The following is a 20,780-nucleotide window of genomic DNA, read 5'->3' as shown; positions in this document are numbered from 1 at the left end:
GGGTGTTTTTGAATTTTGAATTGGTATAAGGAGGGGTTTATCCCCTCAACCCTGGCTATTTTAGCTGTTTGAGCTAAATAGCCAATCAATAATCTGAGTATTGACAACATCCGGCACTTCATCATGGGGGCAATGACCAGCACCAGGAATAGGTACAATTTTGATATCTTTACCATTTTCTAGGGCTTGCTCATAAATCTTGACCCCAGTAATTGGTGTCCAAGGATCGTCAGCACCCCAAAGGACTAATAAAGGACGTTCTATTTTGGGTAATAATTCTTCTGGGGCTGGGCCTGGAGGTGCTGTCAGAATAGAGGCAAATACTTGCTGCGCCCCTGGGTCGCAAGATGGAGTATAAAGTAAATCAACTAATTCATCAGTAACGGCAGTGCGATCGCGGTAAACTTGATACAATGTGCGGCGAATTTGGGATTTTTGGCGGATACGATTAAAGACAAATTTACCTGTAATTGGCGATCGCACAACTCGATTAAAAGCCCCCATGATAATTCTTAAAGGTGGGTTCAATTCATGGGGACGATGACTCAACCCACCAGCACAGTTAATTAACACACCCCCAGCCGTAATTTCTGGATGTTCTGCCAAAACTATCAAGCTTAACAGCGCGCCAATAGAGTTACCAATAAAAACAGCAGGTTGTTGAATATGCTCACTCCAAAAATCCTTTAATAATTCCACCCAAACATCTGTACTGTAATCAATTACAGCTTTATCTGAACCACCAAACCCCAAAAGATCGACAGCAAACACTTGGTAGCCAGCATTTGCTAAAACTGGGATATTTTTGCGCCAATGTCCAATGGAAGCACCAAAGCCATGCACAAGTACCAACGGTTGTCCAGTACCCATGACCGTATATTGAATTTTGTGATTGCGCCAACTCCAAACCAATTTTTCCCAATTTGCTGTATTGGCTTGCTGCTCGGTTGTTACAGTCATTATTAAGATTCCTATACTATTGCTATATATATTAAAGCCTCTCGCCTCCCAGTATTCTGATCAAAACGTTATTTTTGAACTCTGATAGTTTCTGTGCGTACCTCTGCGTTTAAAAACACTAGTGCAAGATCGAATATAAAAAAATCTCCCGTTCCTAGATAGCAACGGGTAGATTTAAAATTCCAGTTCGTCAGGTGATCGGAATAGTTATTTATTTAGTATTTATCGCCTGCACGGCAATTCTGCCATGAGATAGATAAAATATTTTCTCCGGGCATCAAGATTGTATATTAAAACACTTTATTTAGAAAATCTTAAAGGCAATTGAATTATGAAACTTGTCAAACCGTTACCACTCATAACTGTAATTGTGCCTTGGAGATATTCTACTAACTTTTTTACCAATGCCAACCCCAAACCTGTGCCAGTATCTTGCCAAGAATCAGCTTGAGAAATTTGCTCCGGTGTGTCAAAAATTGATAACTTATCTTTTTTTGGATTGTGAACAATTTGATAGAAAGGTTCAAAAATCCGAGATTGTTCATTTGTGGGAATATCTACTCCAGAATTGCTAACTGTAATTTGCAAGCTGGGCAACAGATGAAACTCACTTCCATCTACTAAATGCTCCTGATTATTGAGACTGTTGACTTCTTCGGTACAATCAACAGTTACTGTAATGTGACCAAAAGCAGGACTGTATTTACAAGCATTAGTGAGTAACTCTGAAATAATGCGATTGAGTAGCCCTAAATCAGAAACTAAAGTCGGTAAACCTGGAGGAATATTTAATTGCAAAATTTGTTGTTTACTTTCGGCAATCTTTTGAAAACTTCCTACTAATTGAGGTAGCCATTCTTGCACTTGAATCAAAGTTAATTCCACAGGATAAACATCTGCATCAATGATTCGCATATTCAGCAAATCATCGACTAAATTTAGTTCCCGTTCGCACTCATAATATAGAATGTTCAAGTAATTAAATGTAGACTCAAAAGCATCTGGAGCAAACGCTTTGAAAATATTCTGTTGATTGAGAATGTCTTTGAGAGTACTAATAGCCATTTTGATGTTTGATAGCGGTGTTCTCATTTCATGAGAAGTAGCAGCTAAAAAATCCTCTTTTAACTGGTTGATTTTTTGCATTTCTAGCATTTGCAGTTCTAGTTGGCGGGAACGTTCGGCTGCAAGATTGCATTCTTGTGCTAGTCTTTTGTCGCTATCATCTCGAAACACCATCACAGCACCTGTAATTGCCCCATTGTAATTTCGTAAGCAAGTAGCACTGTCAGTAATGGGAATTAATGTGCTGTTTTTTGACCTTAATAAAGTATCACTGCTGAGATAGACGGTAGTTCCTTGTTCGATAGCAGAAAGCATGGGATTTTGCACAGGTTGGAGGGTTTTTTCGTCAATTAGTTGTAAAATTTCAGTTACTATTTGCTCTTTGACTTGATTTAGCTGCCATCCTGTTAGTGCTTCAGCCACTTGATTCATGTATTTGATGTGCAACTGAGCATCAACAACCATGACTGCATCTCCCATTCCTCGCAACACAGAACTTAAGAATTGTTCATGTTCATAGCGATTAAGTGCTGTTTGAATGGCAACATAGAGTTCTTGATCTCTGACGGGTTTGAGGATATAGCCAAAGGGAAATGTGAGGGTAGCTCTTTCTACGGTGCTTTTATCAGAATGTCCGGTGACGTAGATGACGGGAATTTGGAGAGTATTCCAGATTTGCTCTGCGGCTTGAATACCGTCAGCTTCCCCTCTTAGTCGGATATCCATCAAAATCAAGTTCGGGCGTAACTCTCTGGCTTTGGTAATTGCTAATTCGGCGGTATCGGCAATATCAACAACGCTATAACCTAGTGATTCTAAAGTTTCTTGCAGGTTGATGGCTAAGATATATTCATCTTCGACAATTAAAACCCTGATTGTTTGAATTTTTTGTGTCTCTGAGGAGATACTGAACATTTTTACGTCCTACCTGCTGTAAAACAAATTTTAAACTCCGTTCCCTGCTGGCTATTAATTTCTAGCGTTCCCCTTAACTGCCTCACTAACCCTTGTATCAGAGTCATACCGAGAGTTTTAGTTTTTTTGCTCTCAAATTCCGCAGGTAGGCCAACACCATTGTCACGAATTATAAGTGTCAAGGTATTATCACTTGCTTGAGATAAGCTCAACTGAATTTCACCATTTTGATGAAGGGGAAAAGCATATTTCAAGGCATTGGAAACTAATTCATTAATAATTAAGCCACAAGGGATAGCAGTCTCAATATCTAAATTGACATCTTCAACTTGAATATTCAATTGAATATGAGTTGAACTAACATTATACGAATCAAATAAGTGAGTTGTTAAGTCAGGAATATATTGAGCAAAATTGATATTAGCTAAATCATCAGAACGATAGAGTTTTTCGTGTACTAGAGCAATGGAAGCGATGCGGTTTTTGCTATCTAGCAGGATGGCGGTGGCTTGAGAGTCTTGAGTGCGTCTGTATTGCATTTGTAGTAGACTGCTGACAATTCCCAAATTATTTTTGACGCGATGGTGAATTTCTTTCAGTAATACTTCTTTTTCTTTTAAAGATGCTTTAATTTTTTCCTCAGCTTGTTTTTGTTCCGTAATATCTTGTTGGACAGTTACAAATACTGTGCCATATTCAGGATGTTCAAAAACAGAGCTAGTGGCACTAGACCAAAAGCAAGTACCATCTTTTTTAATATTTTGGACTTCGTAAGTAATTTCACCATATTGCATAATATTAGCAGAAATCACTTCATTCACAGACTTAGCGTTAATTTGGTCATCTTCATAGTTGACAACTGAGACATGATGACCTATCAATTCACCAGATTCGTAGCCAAACATTTGCTCAAATTTAGGATTTGTATAGACAATTACACTATCATCAGATCGCACCAAACAAATCCCCTCAGCCATGTTGCGAGTAATGACGGCTTGTAGTTCTAACATCTGTTCAGTGCGCTTACGATCGCTAATATTGACACTATTGCCGACAATCCGGTAAATGCGTGAATTTTGGTCTTTTAAGGGCGTAAGAGTCGTAATCCACCAAGTTTGTTGACCCTGGAAAGGTAGAGATTCTTCATAGGTAATAGTATCTCCAGCATCGATACAATCTTGATAATGCTGCCTGATCATCCCTGCTATATTTGGTGGGAGAATTTGGTCTGGGGTTTTATCATTTAACTCATTAGAGTTTAAACCTGTGAGGATTTCGTGAGTATGATTCAAACCTACATAGCGAAAATCATTATTGATCACATCAACGACAAAAATTGCCTGTCCGACGCTATTGTAAATACTGCGTAAAAAGGTTTCTTTTTCTTGCAGGGCTTGCTCGGCAAATTTGCGATCGCTAATATCAATGATGATCCCTAACATCCTAATTGGTTTGCCTGCTGTGTTATAAATTCCCAGACCTCTGCCAGTCAGCCAACGCAGACTACCATCAGGATGAATCACACGATATTCTGCTTCAAAATTAGTACACTGACTCAGGGCTTGGGATATCAGCTGTTCAACTCGCGCAATATCTTCTGGGTGGACAGCATTCCGCCAGATATGATACAGAGGCTTTAATGTGCCTGGATCTAAACCTAACAGACGATAGTGGTTGTCGTTCCAGATGACTTCACCTGTTTGTACATTCCAATCCCAAGTGCCAATATGATTAAATTCTAAAGTTAATCGGAGTTGTTCTTCACTTCTAGCTAAGGCAGTTTCAGCTTGTTGGCGTTCCCGGAGTGCAGCTTGCTGTTGACTGATATCTGTAATTCTCACTAGATTCATATCTTGACCAGCCACCCGAATGCGTTTCATGGCAATACTTCCCCAGAAAGCATTTCCCTGTTTGGTGACATATTCAATTTCTTGACTCCAAAACCCTAGCTGGTTGAATTGTTGAATAAAAGCAGCTACATCTTCACGGGTAAAGGGTTGTTTATGAAAAGCATAACCGTCTATGCCAATCAGTTCGGCTTTACTAGATACACCAAACATTTTTAAGGCTTGCTGATTACAGTCGGTAGTTAGGAATGTCACTGGGTCTACTAAAAATAGTGCATCCGCAGATTCATTAAAAATTGCTTCTCGTAAGTCACGGCTATGGATGATTTCTAATTCAGCTTGTTTGCGTTCTGTAATATCTAAAATAGCTCCCAAGAGTTTGGTTACTTTTCCTTGGCTATCCTCAGCTACTTCTGCTCTAGATTCTAGATAACGAATTGACCCATCAGGGCGAATAATGCGATATTCCCAACACAAAGGGGTGCGGTGTGCAATTGCCTCCATCACCTGAGTCTGTAAGGCGGCGCGATCTTCTGGGTGAACCATCTCTAAAAACTCGGCGTGGGTTGGTTCTGGTTGATGGGGATTTAAACCAAAAATCTCAAAAGTTTCCGTTGACCAACTGCGTTGATTAGTATTGAAATCTAGTTCCCAACTACCCACATGGGCAATTTTTTGAGTAGTGACTAGCCGTGCTTCACTTTGGCGCAGTCTTGCTTCTGCCTCAATACGTTGAGTAATATCTTGACTAGTACCATAGAGGCGGAATATTTTACCCTCGGCATTAAAATCTGCCTGTCCAATCGCCTCAATATACATAATCGTATTGTCAGGTTTAATCACTCGTAATGGCAGTTTATAAGATTCACCTGTAGCAACAACACGTTTAACAGCTTGATCTAATTTTTCTGCATCCTCTGGATAAAATATTCTTAGGAGTTCGTCATAGCTTGGTTCTGATTGCTCTGGCTCTCGATCATATAGATTAAATAACTGCTTTGACCAATTAATTTTGCCAGTTGCTAGATTATATTCCCAATTTCCTAGACGTGCGACTTTTTGAGCTTCTTCTAAGAGTGCTTGACTACGTTGGCGATCGCGTAGGGCTGTTTTTTCTGTTGTAATATCTTTGATCAGGACAAATCCAGCAGGTTTATTTTGCCAAGTGATTTGATGGCAGTTAAGTTCCACATCAATTATTGTACCGTCCCGTTTCCAGTGTTTTGCTTGACAGACAAATATGAGAGAGGAAGAAGACTTAAAATCAGAGATCCTGCTGTGTAAATAGCCAATTTGTTCACGAGGACGAATATCTGCCAGGTTCATAGATATAAATTCGGACTCCGAATACCCATATTTGAGCATTGCAGCCTGATTCACTGCTAGAAATCTCAAAGTTTCTAAATCAAAAATCCACATGGGATTGGGGTTAGTTTCAAACAACAATCGATATTGAGTTGCTGTTTGCAATAGTTGGGTTTCTATCCGTTTGCGATCGCTAATATCTCCCAGAGAACCGACTAACCGCACTGGATTACCTTGCTCATCCCATACTGCTTTGGCGCGGGATCTAAACCAAGCGTAACTACCATCTTTCAATTGCAGACGATATTCACAGCTATAATTATCTACCTGTCGCTGTAAATAAGCATATTGAGCCGCCATGACTCGTTGATAATCATCAGGATGTAGGCGTTTGCTCCATTCATCATCCCAGTTACTCAGTTCATGCCGTTGATAGCCTAACATCTCAAACCAACGGTTAGACCGAAAGGTTTGATTAGTCAGTATATCCCAATCCCAAATGGCTTCATCTGTCCCTGCGATCGCTAATTGCCAACGTTGTTCACTCTCCCTTAAGGCGGCTTCAGCTTGTTTACGTTGACTAATGTCATTACTAATACCCGTAACAATCCAACAGTGATTATCTGGGTCATGGCGGGAGGTGTAGGTGGCTGCAATCCAGCGCAGAGAACCATCTTTGTGATGAAATCGGAACTCTACACTTGCTGTAATTCCGGCCATGATATCTGCAAACAAAGGCATAATTACAGTTTCTACATCTTGGGGATGGACTCGTGACATCCATAGATGTTTGTTGTCCATAATTTCCCATGATGTATAACCAAAAATGGCTTCACAACCAGGAGATTGGTATTCATATTCCCAATCGTAATTCGAGAATACGCGAAAACTAACGATAGAATTAGCGATCGCACTATTGAGAATGTCATTTAACCTAGCTTGTGAAGCGTGATAATGTGCTTCTCTGGCTAACAACAAATTACTCATTTGTTCTCGCTGTGTGATTTGCTGGGCTAATTCTGCTTTTTTAGTATCAATTATTTGTTGCAGAACCGTAATCACTTCACACAGTTCAGTGGGATCTAAGGCTTGTAGTACACTGCTTTGGCTGAGGATTCCCAACAACTCGCCATTGTTTCCTGTCACCACTACGCGACGGATTCCTAGAGTTTGCATGGTTTGATATGCACTCCACAAAGATTCTTGCGGTGCCACAGTTACTAGGCGATCGCTCATCACTGCTGCTGCTGGTGTAGAAGCTAAATCCAATCCCTGGGATTGCAACTTGACAATATCTCGTTGGGTAACAATGCCGATGGGTATTACTGCTGAATTTGCCTGCTGCTTGGCTTCGACAATCACTACACAACTAATATGATCAGTGATCATCAGATTCGCTAAATTCTGTACTGCAATGGTAGGAGGCACAGATATCACATCAGTTTCCATGACATCAGCCACAGTTCGCAGGTTTAATAAATCAATTGGTTGTAAGGCATCTCTTACCAATACTGGTGTGATCACACCTAATACCTGTCCTTGAGCATTAATCACGGGTAGATGGCAAATATGATGCTGACGAAACTTTTGCAAAACCGTGTTGAGATTCTCTAAGTCTATCTCGCTTAAGGTAATTACAGGCTGCACCATGACTTGTGCAATAATCATATCTGCAAAATCAGTCTGATGTGCGATCGCCCTGACTACATCTTGTTCTGTAAAAATACCGACTAATTTTTGTTGTTCTATAACTATTACACAGCTAGCATGACCTTGACTCATCAGATGGATTGCTTCTTCCACTGGGGTATTTGGGGCAACTCTCACGAAGGGGGGTTGATAGCTGGCATCCAAGAGACGTAATCTGAGAGTGTCCATCTTCTCAAGTTGGCTAATGTATGTTGGTTGTGACGCTTTCAAATAAAATCCGCTTGCTGAGGGCGTAACAACTAAAATAATGATTGTCTGGTTAAATGATTGTATGTTTATTTACGCAATTTTTTTATAAAAAATTGACTTTTCTTCAAAAAGAATTTTCTCTACTTTACAAATAAAAAAAACTGTTAATTAACCCTCTGATTATTCAATTCACTGCTGGTTGTCAAAAACGGTAAATCGATTTATGATAAATATTACGTACACTAAATAATTATGCAATGATTGTTAGACCTGATCACGCTCTAACTTCAGAGTCATGGCAGCATAACCTTGCCCCTCATAACTTTGGCTACAGAATCAAACTACTTTCACAGTTGCTTACCCGTAAGTTTACAGACAAGCTAGAACCCTTTGGGTTAACGCCATTTCATTGGCTGGTTTTATGCTGTTTGTGGCAAGAAGATGGTTTACCTACTTCTAGTATTGGAGAGAAACTTCAACAAGTGGGGGGTACTTTGACTGGTGTGCTAGACAGGATGGAAGAACGCGGTTTAGTGCGTCGAGAACGGGATACTCAAGACAGGCGTATTTGGCGAATTTGGCTAACGGATGCAGGTAAGAATTTAGAAACTGTCTTACCACCTTTAGCAGCTGAGGTACGTGAGCAAGCCATGCAAGGTATTCCTGTGACTGAGCGGGAAATTTTCTCCCAACTTCTCAATCGGGCGATCGCTAACCTCTCTTAAGTATTTTAGTTGAATCATCCAATTGGGTGAAGGTGTCTCTATATTTTTAGCTGATAATACTACGTACACGAAAAAAAATATTTATAAAAGATAGGACATATATTAGGAATCATATTTGATTTCTGCAAACCCTAAGTACACTTTTATTCCTTCTTACCCCATTTCTCTAAATCCCAGCTACAGATAATTCTTCCCCTGCCCCCTGCCCCCTGCCCCCTGCCGTCTATGTGTAGGATTATTTTGGAGAATTGGTATTACCCCGTTCCCCGTTCCCTACCTAGGTAAGTAATTTCAATAATTAAGTCAGATTCCTATATATTACGCACCCTAATTATTTACAATTCATGAATTATCAGACATGGCGACTACCACCTGTATTTAGCTCCAGAAACTATCGTTTGTTCTTTGCCGGACAAGGAATTTCCTTAATTGGAACATGGATGACGCAACTAGCTACAGTTTGGTTAGTTTACGATTTAACCAAATCCCCTTTAATGTTGGGAGTTGTGGGGTTTGCTAGCCAAATTCCCAACTTTTTCCTTGCTCCCTTTGCGGGAGTGTTTGTAGATAGATTTTCCCGCTATCGGACTTTAATTAGTACACAAATACTAGCAATGATCCAGTCATTAGTGCTAGCGACATTAACATTTACTGGTGTGATTCAAATTTGGCAGATCATTGCCTTAAGCTTGTTTCAAGGATTTATAAATGCTTTAGATGCGCCAGCTAGACAAGCATTTGTACCAGAACTAGTAGAAACTAGAGATGATTTAGCCAATGCGATCGCGGTTAATTCAACTATGATTAATGGTGCGCGGTTAATTGGCCCGGCTGTCGGTGGTTTATTAATTGCTCAATTAGGGATAGCCTACTGTTTTTTAATTGATGGTTTGAGTTATATCGCAGTTATCGCTAGTTTATTAGCGATGCACGTCAAACCGTGGAATTTATCAGTAACTCCAGGTAATCCCTTACAAAAAATTCAAGAGGGATTTGTATATGCTTTTAGCTTTCCACCCATTAGAGCCATATTATTACTATCAACATTAGTTAGTTTAATGGGGCTACAAAATACTATTCTTGTACCCATTTTTGCTGAAAAAATATTAGCAGGTAACGCAGAAACATTAGGATTTTTAATGGCAGCTTCAGGCTTAGGAGCTTTATCAGGAGGTATTTATTTAGCTACACGCAGAACAATTGTAGGAATTGGGAATTTAATTGCCATAGCACCAGCAATTTTAGGTGTAGGTTTAATTGCCTTTGCGATCTCTAGATTTTTACCATTTTCTCTATTTACTATGTTATTTATAGGCTTAGGGACAATTTTGCAAATAGCAGCTAGTAATACATTTCTGCAAACAATTGTAGAAGAAGATAAGCGCGGCAGATTAATGAGTTTATACACCATGTCATTTTTAGGAATGATTCCTGTAGGCAATTTATTAGGTGGTGTATTAGCGAGTCATATCGGCGCACCTAACACTTTAATTCTCGATGGCATAGCTTGTATTATTGGCTCTATAGTTTTTTATAGAAAGTTACCAAGCTTAAAAAAATTCGTCTATCCAATTTACCATCAAAAAGGCATTTTAAAAGGTAACAACTAACTATGTTTAAAATCACCCTTGATAATTAATTTAACTAATTCCAGGACTTACGCAAGTGTCACAATTGGTGGTTGGTGCGTGACGCTATAAGTCTCATGACTAAGTTCAAATATTCTTGCTGCGTCACGCACCCTACAGAAAACGTAAGTAAGTCGGCGAGAAAAAAACAAACTACATTAAGTAATGTAAAATTTAATTGAATCGGCTTGTAGTAAGGGCTTTAGCCCTTAAGAGAGGACTAAAGTCCCTACTACAAACCTTGAATTATTCACGCCGTTCTACTTAACTCATAATTTTCTTAATTACGAATTACGAATTACTTAGCTTGCTTCCCGTAGGGTATTACGAATTAATTACTGATGGTTTGGAGCATTTTTTCTCGCTTTTTACGGGCAATTTCTTGCAAGTCAACACTTCTATCAGTTTCATCAACAATTTCACCGGTAATCACTTCTAAAACATCTTCTAAAGTGACTACACCGGAGACACTACCATATTCATCTACTACTACAGCCAGATGTTCATGAGCTTCTATGAAATTTTTCAAGAGTCTATCTGCTTGAATTAGTTCAGGTACAAAGCGGACTTTGCGCGTCATTTTAGCGATTTGTTGGTCTTCATGTCCTTGAACGATCGCAGTTAGTAATTCTTGTTTTAAAATAAAGCCCATGACTTGATCAATAGAGTCATCTGTGACAATAATTCGGGTATGCTGGGAAGCGATAATGTCTGCTATTGCCTCAGCGATTGTCAGATTACCGTTGATATGTGTCAGCATAATCCGGGGAGTCATCAGATCAGCAGCCGTGACATCATTGAGTCTAAATACCCTTTGAATCATTTCCGCCTCACTACTTTCAATTATCCCTTCCTGTTGACCGATATTTGCGAGTAGCTTGATTTCTGCTTCATTAGTTGTAGGTCTTTTTTTACCTTGGGAAAATGGTGCAGTGACGTTTTCTAAAATCCATACTAGAGGCGTGAAGACAATAGAAAGCGCAGTAATAGGTATGGCGGCTAGCATCGCTAATCGTTCACAATACCTTTCTCCTAAAGTTTTGGGAATAATTTCCCCAAAAATGATAATCAAGAAAGTCAATATGGCTGAAAATATCCCCAACCATTGTGAGCCTAATGCTTGAGTCGCAACGCTACCTGTGACGATACTACCAATAATGTTGAAAGTGTTATTGAGAATCACAATGGTTGCAATTGGCCGATTCATATTTTCCCGAATTGCCAATAGTGCAACGGCTGAAGGGTTATTAGATTGTGCTAATTGTCTCACCCTGAGGGTAGAAACAGAAAACAGCGCAGTTTCTATACTAGAACACAACGCTGAACCTAGAATTACAACAAAGATGATAGTTATTAGCTGTAGCATATGGTTTCCCAAATATGGGAATCGGTAATCTCCTGATGAGTCGCTAAATTTAATTATGAGTTAAATATATATGCGATCGCTCATAGTTGGCACAAATAAGTAGGTCGGCGTAAATAATTATTGTTGGAATAAGGCAGGGGGCAGGGAGCAGGGGGCAGGGAGCAGGGGGCAGGGAGCAGGGAGCAGGGAGCAGGGAGCAGGGGGCAGGGAGCAGGGAGCAGGGAGCAGGGGGAGAAAGAGTTTGAGCCTTATTTACTTTTCTTCACATAGTTTGGTTTTATTGCACCGACTTACTTAAAGCAACTGATTGAAAAAAGTAATGAGCAAGAAATTTACTTATTCCTTATTACTCATTACTTATTACTCATTACTCATTACTCATTACTCATTACTTTATTGACTACTCCCCATGCTGAAGCACGGGGATTCTAAACTGTGACAAAAAGCGAGGTTAAAACCGTCGCTTTTTGCGTTTTACAGTTTTTTTCCCAAAGAAAGATCCTTGGCGGGACAGTCAAAAGCCCCCTAACAACCTTGGCTAAATCTAATTTTAGTTTTAGCTGTGTCGATGCTTTAATGAGCATATTCGCACTGGCATTAAGATCGGCTGATACTTTTTTACCAGTTGCAGTGACAAACAAACCACGTTTTACTCGTTTTCCTGAAGATACCCAACGCCAGTCGCTACAATGGGGGGAACCCCCACAACGCGCTGGCTCCCCTTCCGGTTTCTCACAGAATTTAGGTATTGTATCACCATCTAAAAACGAAGCAAGGCTTGTATAGCTCTCCTCAACCTCATGAAATTTGATCCTGTACAGTTCACATAGTTGTTTAATCCTCTCTTTTAGTCTTGCAGTTGGTATCTGGACAATAGTTTGATTATTTCTTTTACCTAATTCAATACTGTCTTTATGGCGTTGATTCCAGCCAAACACTACATTACCAATCTTGTTTTCTAAACAGTGATTGATGACTATTCTGGCTGCTTTATTTACTGCATCTCGGATTTGACGGTTACGTTTTTCTGTGATGTGTGCAAGTTTTTTGCTCCAAAAACCTTGAGGTTGATTTGTTTTTAATCTGGCTACTTCTTTGTTGTACCATTGGTTTAAGCTTTTAACTTTGCGCCCATCTACAATCAAGCTAGTTCCTGCATTAGAAATACAAGTTAGCCAATTATCTATCCCATGATCTATCCCCAATGCTAACGTGTAGTCTAAATCGGGTTTTGATGGTTCTAGCTTGTAGACAAACTCAGCATAAAAACAACCGTTACGGGGCAATATCCGTAATTCTTTGATTTTTAGATAATCTAAATTACTGGGCATTGGTATGGTGAATGAATCAATACCAAACCAAGTTTTTACTAGATTGCCCAAGGGTATGCGAATTTGCCCGTTAATCAGTTTTAAGTGTTGTTTGGGGTAAGCGACTAGAGTTAAGCCACCTTTTTTTCTATAGTTAGGTAATCTAGGTCTTTGCTCTAGCTTACCTTCAAAGTGAGCTTTCTTGAGTTGTTTGAATGATTGAAATGATTCCCCTACTGTGGTTAATACTTGCTGTGCTGCTTGTGAATACAACGCCTGAAAGTGTTTATTTTGCTTGTATTCTTTGTGCAAGTCAAATTTAGTGATGATTTTACCAGTTTTTAGAAATACTTGTCTTGCGAAATATATGCCGCAATTAGTGAGTTTATTTGCCTCACTACAAATAAACTCAAGGATTGCAGCAAGTTCATTACTTGGCTTCATTAAAACTTGCTGGCAACCGTACATATTATGCAATTATCTCTAATTGTTACTACGCGCATATTTTCTGTATGTCAACTTTACAGCAATATCACAATTTGTACAATATAGCAATGTATGATGCTACGGGCGGTTTAAAACCCGCACCTTCGCTTATATCCCCCACTTAAAAGACGTATGAGGTACAAAACTTATTGGTTTTGTACCTCATACTTGGGGGCTTTACACATCACTCAGGTAAAGAATCTAAATCAAGAGACTGCATTCCTTGTTGTTTAGCAAAGACTAGCATACTGCCCAATTGCAACCAAACTAATAAACAAGTCAGTAAACTAACTGGTAAACCAACGCCTAAAGCTAAAAGGGAAGGAAAGCCAAATATTTCTAACCCTGAAGATAGAAATAAACAAACTCCTACAGTAATACCAACAAAAGGGACAGACAATAGCTGTTTTAATCCAGAACTAGATGGAGGATTTTCTGTACTATTGATTTTCCATTCTTGGACAATTAACTTCAATGTGCCGGATAAAGCGACACCAGAAGTCACGGACATAAATAGACCAACGAATAGAAGAACATATGGTGGTTGCAGAGGATAATAGTACATGAAAACTCCAATTGATGTGAAAAAATGAATGATCTAATTAAAACAGTATAAAATGATAACTTTTAATTGTGGTTTGTTGATTGGGGATCACTAAAAAATGCTAGAGTTGTGGCTGGTAAGATAGCCGCTACACTGTTTCTAGATAAATCTGTTAATAAAGCGATCGCGGCATTAAATAAGCGATTGGGCTTTAAATCATCTTTGACTAAAGACCAGAGACGCTGCACTTCTGCTGTGTGTAGACGATCATCTTCCGTGAGTGCTAGTACCAATTGACCACGGAGAAATTTACCTTCATCAGACAATAGATATTGCAAACCCATTTGTGCTGTTGGTAAGACATCAAAATTGCTATCAGTACGAGCGATCGCAATTAAATTTTCTAAGCGTTGCCACTGGAATTTACCATCTTTAAAGAGAATATTCAGTAATCTCCGGCGTAATTGCGGAGATTCCCCAGTCAGCAACCGCCTAGCCACGTAAGGATGACTCACCTCGACAATTTTGAAATTGGGATTGAGACTCAAAGCAATCCCTTCTTGTGTGACTAGAGAACGAATAATTAAGGCAAATTTAGCAGGCACACGAAATGGGTAATCATACATCAGTTCTGAGAACTGATCGGTGATGGTTTTAAAGTTAAAATCTTGGACATTTTTACCGATGGCGTTGCCTAATACCATCTCTAAAGCTGGCACAATTGGGGCAATATTCGTGTCTGGTGTGAGAAATCCCAAATTGACAAAATCGGCAGCTAAATCGGTGTAGTCTTGATTGATGAGATGCACCAGTGCATCAACGAGAGTTTCTTTGGTAGTTTCCTCTAGCTGATCCATCATGCCAAAATCAATGTAAGCCATGCGACCATCGGGCATAGCAAAAAGATTGCCGGGATGGGGATCAGCGTGAAAGAAGCCGTATTCTAATAACTGTCGCAGGCCAGAGGTAACACCAATGCGGATAATTGCTTCTGGATCTAAACCTGCCTGGCGAATCCTTTGAGTGTCGGTGAGTTTGAAGCCGTTAATCCACTCTAAAGTTAAGACGCGACTGCTAGTAAACTGCCAGTAAATGGTGGGGACTTTGACTTCTGGATCATTGCGGAAGTTATTAGCGAATTTTTCGGCGTTGCGGCCTTCATTGAGGTAATCAATTTCTTCAAATAACTTGATGCCAAATTCATCCACAATCAAAGTCAAATCATGACCAAGATTGAGTGGTAGCCAGGGAGCAAGCCAACTTGCAGCCCACCGCATTAAATAAAGGTCTAGTGTTAAGGTTGGGCGTAAGTAAGGACGTTGTACCTTAACAGCTACTTCTTCACCAGTGAACAAACGGCCTTTGTAGACTTGTCCCAAGCTAGCCGCAGCTACGGGATTTGGTGAAAGTTCTTTAAAAATTTCTGAAACTGAGCGACCTAATTCAGTTTCAATGATGTGATAAGCGATCGCATTATCAAATGCTGGTAATTGGTCTTGCAGTTTGATCAGTTCCTCTAAGAAATCCTTACGGATTAAATCAGGTCTTGTGGAGAGAGCTTGACCAACTTTAATAAATGTTGGGCCTAGCTTGGTCAGCAATTCTCGTAACTGAGTAGCGCGCTTCTCTCTCTTTTTTTCAACTTGATTTTGCCACTCATCCCACTTGAGACTGAAAACAAATACTGCAAAACACCAACTAATTTTGAGTAAACGTCCCCAAACTAACCAAGGACGGTAGCGATAGTAACGAGCGATCGTGTCTGGATTGTAGCGTTTTAGCTGACCAGGTTGATACTGACCCACGCCTTTTTTTGCCTCTTCTACTACTGGAAAATTGACAGTTTTGTGTTTTTCTGAACTTCAAGCTGCTAAACAGCTAATGACCTCAGTAGTTCTTGATACAAATAAAAACATAGCGACATAAAGACAGATGACTGACGAGCTTAATCTGTCTTTCTGCTGCAATTTATGTATCTTTCCTCTTAATTATACTTTATAAAAGTACAGAATTTTCCTGTTTTTTGTTATTCAGAATCAATCAACAGGAACTGTATGATTACAGACTTCGTTCCCTCTGTGTAATGACTACGGACTAGTTTTCATGCAATTTGTGTCAATTTTCACTAAATCAAGGTGGCGATTACGTATCTTAGTTATAGTAGCCAGCCTGATGGCTACACTTCTACTTCATCACGTAGTTACCCCTCAAGAGCCGATGACGCGAGATAAATTTCTCTGGCCATTTTCATCCACATCAATTTGGAATATGCCCATTGGCTCAGGCGCACGTTACAAAAAAGCAAATATTGAAAAGGCTTACTGGGCTGGGGCCGATGTAGTTTATCTATACAAACTTAAAAGCAGTGATCCTTTACGTCCTGTTTATCGTCCTGGCTCTTGGAAAGTGAGATGTTCTGGAACGAGCAAGACGGGTATTTCGGTGTTACCTATCCCCGATAACTTGATCATACCGGATACTGTCGGTACTTTCACCCCCAATAATAGCTCCGCCTTTTTGATGCCCGATGGTAAAACTTTACAACAACTAAACCCCTTAACGCGTTGTATTCCGGGTGGGCCAGTATATGGATATGCTTACAACCCCCCAGTTGATATTTATGGTGATGGGATTAGAGGATCACATGGTGGTTCTGGTTTGTCTGCCATCGGAGGAACTATTCGTAAAGGTGAGTTAACTAGTAATCAACCAATTCGCCATGCTTTAAAGGTTTTGCTGGATGGTAGAAAATATTACTATTATTCTCAGTTTATTCCTGGATATCGCTGGCCAGCAAATCGAGCCGACAGGGTAGCCCCAAGCAGATATAAAGGCAAGAATCCTTCCTTAGTCATGGGTTCTTTGTTAGCCATACCATCTTCGGTGACAGAAGCCAGCTTAAACTTGCGAACACCAGCCGCCAAAAAACTATTTCATGCGCTGCAAGATTATGGTGCATACACAGTTGATAGCTCTGAGTGGGATTGTCACTATATAGTGGTTGAAAAAGGAGTCAATCAAGAGTTTGAAAAAGCCTATGGTTACAGCTTAGTAGGAGACAAGGGGCAGTTTTATGAGGAATTTATGCGCCTATTTCAAGCACTCTACATTGTTGATAACAATAGGCCATACAGCATAGGCGGCGGCGGTTTTCCACGCGCACCGCTAGCTCCATCGATTGCGAATTAAATTAGGGAATGGGGAATGGGGAATGGGGCATGGGGCATGGGGCATGGGGCATGGGGCATGGGGCATGGGGCATGGGGGGCATGGGGAATGGGGCATGGGGAATGGGGCATGGGGGTGGGAATGTTGACGTTTCAAGTTCAGAGGTTGACAGTTCAGCTTCAGAACCTAAAGATTCTCGTTTTGAACATCAAACTCCGAGTTCTAAACTCAAACATTCTCATTTAGAACTAGAACGTTCTCACTTAGAACCGGAATCTTCTCATTTAAAACTAGAACGTTATCACTCAAAACCAGAACATTCTCACTCAAAACCAGAATCTTCCCATTCAAAACCAGAACATTCTCACTCAAAACCAGAATCTTCCCATTCAAAACCAGAACATTCTCACTCAAACCTTAATTCCTCCCCTACACCCCTACACCCCTACACCCCTACACCCCTAATTCCCTAACCTTGAGATTTAGCTTCCAAATTCTCTAGGCGGCTTTTCAGTTCTTGGTTTTGTTGCTTGAGTTGATCGAGTTCCTCGCGTAGTTTTCGCAATGCGGTTTCTGTGCCAAGATTTTTCTGCACTTTGGTGATTTCTTCCTCAGCATAGCGGCGCACACGGCCATCTGGGGTTTGTTCAGCGAGCGATCGCAAAACTCCGATGGCTTTGGGTGTTTCCATTTGCCCCAAGGCGTTGACGACTGCCATTTGAGTTAAAAAGAAGGTTTCTTTGGCGAGTTCAGCTAATCTATCAATGATTCTTTCTAAATTAACTGGACTTTGACCAAGGGAAATTTTACCCAATGCCCGAATTGCTGCTAAACGTAATGGTTGCGATACACCGATTTTGGTGTATTCCAAGAGTAAATCTAGGGCAGCTTCGGAGGTTTTGAGTTGAGCTAAACCGCCAATTGCACCACTGCGAACAACTTCATTCCAGCCGGCTCTTGCTTCTAAAACAGATTGCAACAGCTTAATTACTTTTTCTTCTTTGGGTTTGTCTTCTAAATTAGCTGTGGCTATAGATCCCAAAGTGCGGCAAGCGGTGGCTTCTACGTAGTAACTCTTGTCACCATTTTTCACTACTTCTTTGACGGCTTTGTAACTCGCACGGGTTTTAATCTGGGCTAAAGCCTCTAATACAGCTCGCCGCACGTAAGCATTTTCATCATCTAAACCTGTAACTAAATAATCAAAGGCTTGGTCTAATTTAATTGCTGCTAATTGTTTGGCAACTTCTACCCGTACACCCCAAAACGGCTCATGTTTCAAAGCTGCACCCAAGGCTTTGACAGCTTCTAGTCCACCTTTTTTGGCTAAAGCTGTGGCGGCATGAATCCGAGAAATAGGATCAGGATCTGATGTTAACTGGGCTTTTAACTCTGGGACAGGATACTCTAAACAGACTGTTTTCAGGAAATGATTACCCACATCGAAACTAATAAAATCAGGTTTACTGGCGAGTGGGAAGTAGAAACTTTGTTCGCGTTGATTAACTCGCACAGTCAGAGTTTGCACTTGTGCAGATTCCCCTTGGGTGTAACCAAAACCGACAGGAATTTTCAGGTCAAATAACTCTTTACTATTATTTTTATCGGCGGGAACTTGGGTTTGAGTAACTGTTAATTTGGCTAACTTGGCTTCCCCATCCCAGGTATAAGCGACTTTAAAATCAGGATGGCCGCCACGATAAACATATTGGTCAAACAGAAATGCGAGATTGCGTCCTGTAGCTTTTTCAATGGCGCGGAGCAAGTCGATAGTTTCGACGGTTTGGTGAGCGTTATCTTGAACAAAGGTTTGGATGGCTTGCCAAAATAATTCTTCCCCTAACTCAGCCCGAATCATGTGATAAACACAAGACCCTTTTTCATAGGTATGGCGATCGTAAAGTTCGATCGCTTCCCGGTAAACATGAGTTACTATCGGTCTACGGTAACGGCTACTATCTTCACTTAAATAACTACGGGCTTCTGATAATCGATAGTATGCTGCTTCTTCCGCACTATATTCGTGTTCTGTCCACATAACTTCGGAATAACAAGCCATACCCTCTTTAATCCAAGCGTGAGACCAATGTTTAATAACTAGTAAATCTCCAAACCATTGGTGCGCGAGTTCATGAACTACTAAACTTTCAGTGTTGCGGTTATCTAAAGTTGCCCGTTCATCGAGTAAACAACGGTCTGTTAACAGGGTAGTAGAAGTATTTTCCATCCCCCCAAAGATAAAATCACTTACACAAACTTGGGCATATTTAGGGAAAGGGTAGGCATAACCATACTTTTGGCTTAAAAACTCAATCATTCGGGGAGTTTTGCCCATACTGCGGTGAGCGTCATCCCTACGTCCCTTTTCTACATAATAGGTGACTGGTTTACCTTGCCATTCATCTTGAATTTCTGCAAAGTCACCCACAGCCAGAGTCATCAAGTAAGTGGGGTGAACTTGTCGCTGTAACCAATGATAAATTTTATATTCACCATCTTCTGTGGTGTTGAGCAGTTCCCCGTTAGAAATGGCGATTAATGGTTTAGGTATACGGACACGAATTTCCGAAGTAGATAGTTGTCCGGGGTAGTCGAAACAGGGAAACCAAAAGCGGGAGTCTTCATCTTCTCCCTGTGTCCAGACTTGTAGGGGTTTTTTGGGGTAGTGGGTGTCTGGTTGGATGAAATAGATACCCCGTTGGGGTTTTTCTACAGAATAAGCGATCGCAATTAATAATTTTTTACCAACTTGGGTCGGTTCTGACAACTCAATAGTTAGCTGTTCCCCGTCATAGTCAAAGTTTTGTGGTTGCTCATCTACGTTGACAGATTCGATTTGCAAGTTCACCGCATCCAAAGTTAACCGCTCTATACCATTGCGGATAGGTAGTAGGCGAATCATACAACTACCTTGGTAACTTTGGTTGGGAATATCCAAGTTCAGGTCAAGAAAAATATGTTCCACCTGTCCGGGGCGGTCTGGGTTATAGTGTGGCCTAGCCCCTGGCAGTTCAAAAGACTTGTGTCCGTTATTTTCAGTATCAAAAGAATAATAGTGTGACATAGATGTAAATTACCTTTTTATATTGGGAATTGGGCATTGGGCATGGCACGCTTTTTTTAAGCTGAAACCTCGTCAGGGTAGGGTGTGGGAGGTGTGGGAGGTGTGGGAGGTGTGGGAAGAAATCTAGCTCCCCTCTCTCCCCTCTCTCCCCACACTCCCCACACTCCCCACACTCCCCTCTCTCCCCTCTCTCCCCACACTCCCCTCTCTCCCTACTCCCTGCCCCCTGCTCCCCTGCTCCCTGCTCCCTTGCTTTCTTGTCTCCTCTACACCCCCAACCCCATTTCTAGTACAAATACTGTTCAGTATTCCTATAGATTAGGATAGCTTGACATTTTTCACCAAGTTATTTTTTGTGACTTAAAATAGGGCGTTTGCGGATTTAAATTTTCTGGATTTGAAGTATTTTTTGGAGGGATTAACTACTGATAGTGCGTAAGTTGTCTATTTTAACTAACAAATACCGCAAAATCACTAACATATAAAGAATAATTCCGA

The 20,780-nt window shown here is 40.5% G+C and carries 13 protein-coding genes; 4 read left to right on the top strand and 9 right to left on the bottom strand.

What is annotated here, in order from left to right; all coding sequences use genetic code 11:
- Positions 1–60: 60 nt before the first annotated feature.
- From ACPZ3T_RS25200 to ACPZ3T_RS25190, 3 genes are all read right to left on the bottom strand, one after another.
- The gene (locus ACPZ3T_RS25200) at positions 61–960 is read right to left on the bottom strand and encodes an alpha/beta fold hydrolase (protein ID WP_490272176.1); all 900 of its coding nucleotides are present in this window, start codon (positions 958–960) and stop codon (positions 61–63) included.
- Positions 961–1,260: 300 nt separating this feature from the next.
- Positions 1,261–2,940 carry a hybrid sensor histidine kinase/response regulator gene (locus ACPZ3T_RS25195; protein WP_490272175.1) on the bottom strand — a complete coding sequence of 560 codons (1,680 nt, stop codon included), beginning with the start codon at positions 2,938–2,940 and terminating at the stop codon, positions 1,261–1,263.
- Positions 2,941–2,942: 2 nt separating this feature from the next.
- Positions 2,943–7,970, bottom strand: coding sequence for a PAS domain-containing protein (locus ACPZ3T_RS25190; RefSeq protein ID WP_490272174.1), 5,028 nt, complete (start codon positions 7,968–7,970; stop codon positions 2,943–2,945).
- 278 nt (positions 7,971–8,248) lie between these two features.
- On the opposite strand from ACPZ3T_RS25190, the gene ACPZ3T_RS25185 reads away from it, so the two are divergent.
- Both ACPZ3T_RS25185 and ACPZ3T_RS25180 read left to right on the top strand, forming a co-directional pair.
- A complete protein-coding gene (locus ACPZ3T_RS25185) occupies positions 8,249–8,716 on the top strand; it encodes a MarR family winged helix-turn-helix transcriptional regulator (RefSeq protein WP_490272173.1) in 468 nt (155 codons plus the stop codon).
- A 344-nt stretch (positions 8,717–9,060) separates the two neighbouring features.
- Entirely contained in the window at positions 9,061–10,326 is a 1,266-nt protein-coding gene (locus tag ACPZ3T_RS25180; protein ID WP_490272172.1) for an MFS transporter, read from the top strand.
- 349 nt (positions 10,327–10,675) lie between these two features.
- Here the strand turns inward: ACPZ3T_RS25180 and ACPZ3T_RS25175 are convergent, their stop codons facing one another.
- From ACPZ3T_RS25175 to ACPZ3T_RS25160, 4 genes are all read right to left on the bottom strand, one after another.
- Positions 10,676–11,710, bottom strand: coding sequence for a hemolysin family protein (locus ACPZ3T_RS25175; RefSeq protein ID WP_490272171.1), 1,035 nt, complete (start codon positions 11,708–11,710; stop codon positions 10,676–10,678).
- Between the two features lie 428 nt (positions 11,711–12,138).
- A complete protein-coding gene (locus ACPZ3T_RS25170) occupies positions 12,139–13,464 on the bottom strand; it encodes an RNA-guided endonuclease InsQ/TnpB family protein (RefSeq protein WP_490272170.1) in 1,326 nt (441 codons plus the stop codon).
- 226 nt (positions 13,465–13,690) lie between these two features.
- Complete coding sequence (locus ACPZ3T_RS25165; protein ID WP_490272169.1) at positions 13,691–14,071, bottom strand: hypothetical protein; 381 nt, start codon at positions 14,069–14,071, stop codon at positions 13,691–13,693.
- Between the two features lie 62 nt (positions 14,072–14,133).
- Complete coding sequence (locus tag ACPZ3T_RS25160) at positions 14,134–15,855, bottom strand: ABC1 kinase family protein (protein ID WP_490272168.1); 1,722 nt, start codon at positions 15,853–15,855, stop codon at positions 14,134–14,136.
- A gap of 298 nt (positions 15,856–16,153) precedes the next feature.
- On the opposite strand from ACPZ3T_RS25160, the gene ACPZ3T_RS25155 reads away from it, so the two are divergent.
- Complete coding sequence (locus tag ACPZ3T_RS25155; protein WP_490272167.1) at positions 16,154–17,239, top strand: hypothetical protein; 1,086 nt, start codon at positions 16,154–16,156, stop codon at positions 17,237–17,239.
- A 101-nt stretch (positions 17,240–17,340) separates the two neighbouring features.
- A complete protein-coding gene (locus tag ACPZ3T_RS25150) occupies positions 17,341–17,691 on the top strand; it encodes a hypothetical protein (protein WP_490272166.1) in 351 nt (116 codons plus the stop codon).
- Here ACPZ3T_RS25150 and ACPZ3T_RS25145 read toward each other — a convergent pair.
- Together ACPZ3T_RS25145 and ACPZ3T_RS25140 are read right to left on the bottom strand one after the other, a co-directional pair.
- Entirely contained in the window at positions 17,688–20,282 is a 2,595-nt protein-coding gene (locus ACPZ3T_RS25145) for a M1 family aminopeptidase (protein WP_490272165.1), read from the bottom strand. The genes ACPZ3T_RS25150 and ACPZ3T_RS25145 overlap by 4 nt on opposite strands.
- A gap of 56 nt (positions 20,283–20,338) precedes the next feature.
- Entirely contained in the window at positions 20,339–20,482 is a 144-nt protein-coding gene (locus tag ACPZ3T_RS25140; protein ID WP_490272164.1) for a hypothetical protein, read from the bottom strand.
- Positions 20,483–20,780 lie beyond the last annotated feature (298 nt).

It is taken from the genome of Aliinostoc maniaoense (genome assembly GCF_058172895.1).
This window is presented reverse-complemented; position numbering and strand designations above follow the sequence as displayed.

Coding starts and splice junctions, on each gene's coding strand:
- ACPZ3T_RS25185 (WP_490272173.1), top strand. CDS start 8,249: ATGATTGTTAGACCTGATCACGCTCTAACTTCAGAGTCATGGCAGCAT.
- ACPZ3T_RS25190 (WP_490272174.1), bottom strand. CDS start 7,970: ATGGACACTCTCAGATTACGTCTCTTGGATGCCAGCTATCAACCCCCC.
- ACPZ3T_RS25180 (WP_490272172.1), top strand. CDS start 9,061: ATGAATTATCAGACATGGCGACTACCACCTGTATTTAGCTCCAGAAAC.
- ACPZ3T_RS25175 (WP_490272171.1), bottom strand. CDS start 11,710: ATGCTACAGCTAATAACTATCATCTTTGTTGTAATTCTAGGTTCAGCG.
- ACPZ3T_RS25145 (WP_490272165.1), bottom strand. CDS start 20,282: ATGTCACACTATTATTCTTTTGATACTGAAAATAACGGACACAAGTCT.
- ACPZ3T_RS25200 (WP_490272176.1), bottom strand. CDS start 960: ATGACTGTAACAACCGAGCAGCAAGCCAATACAGCAAATTGGGAAAAA.
- ACPZ3T_RS25165 (WP_490272169.1), bottom strand. CDS start 14,071: ATGTACTATTATCCTCTGCAACCACCATATGTTCTTCTATTCGTTGGT.
- ACPZ3T_RS25150 (WP_490272166.1), top strand. CDS start 17,341: ATGGGGCATGGGGGTGGGAATGTTGACGTTTCAAGTTCAGAGGTTGAC.
- ACPZ3T_RS25195 (WP_490272175.1), bottom strand. CDS start 2,940: ATGTTCAGTATCTCCTCAGAGACACAAAAAATTCAAACAATCAGGGTT.
- ACPZ3T_RS25170 (WP_490272170.1), bottom strand. CDS start 13,464: ATGAAGCCAAGTAATGAACTTGCTGCAATCCTTGAGTTTATTTGTAGT.
- ACPZ3T_RS25155 (WP_490272167.1), top strand. CDS start 16,154: ATGCAATTTGTGTCAATTTTCACTAAATCAAGGTGGCGATTACGTATC.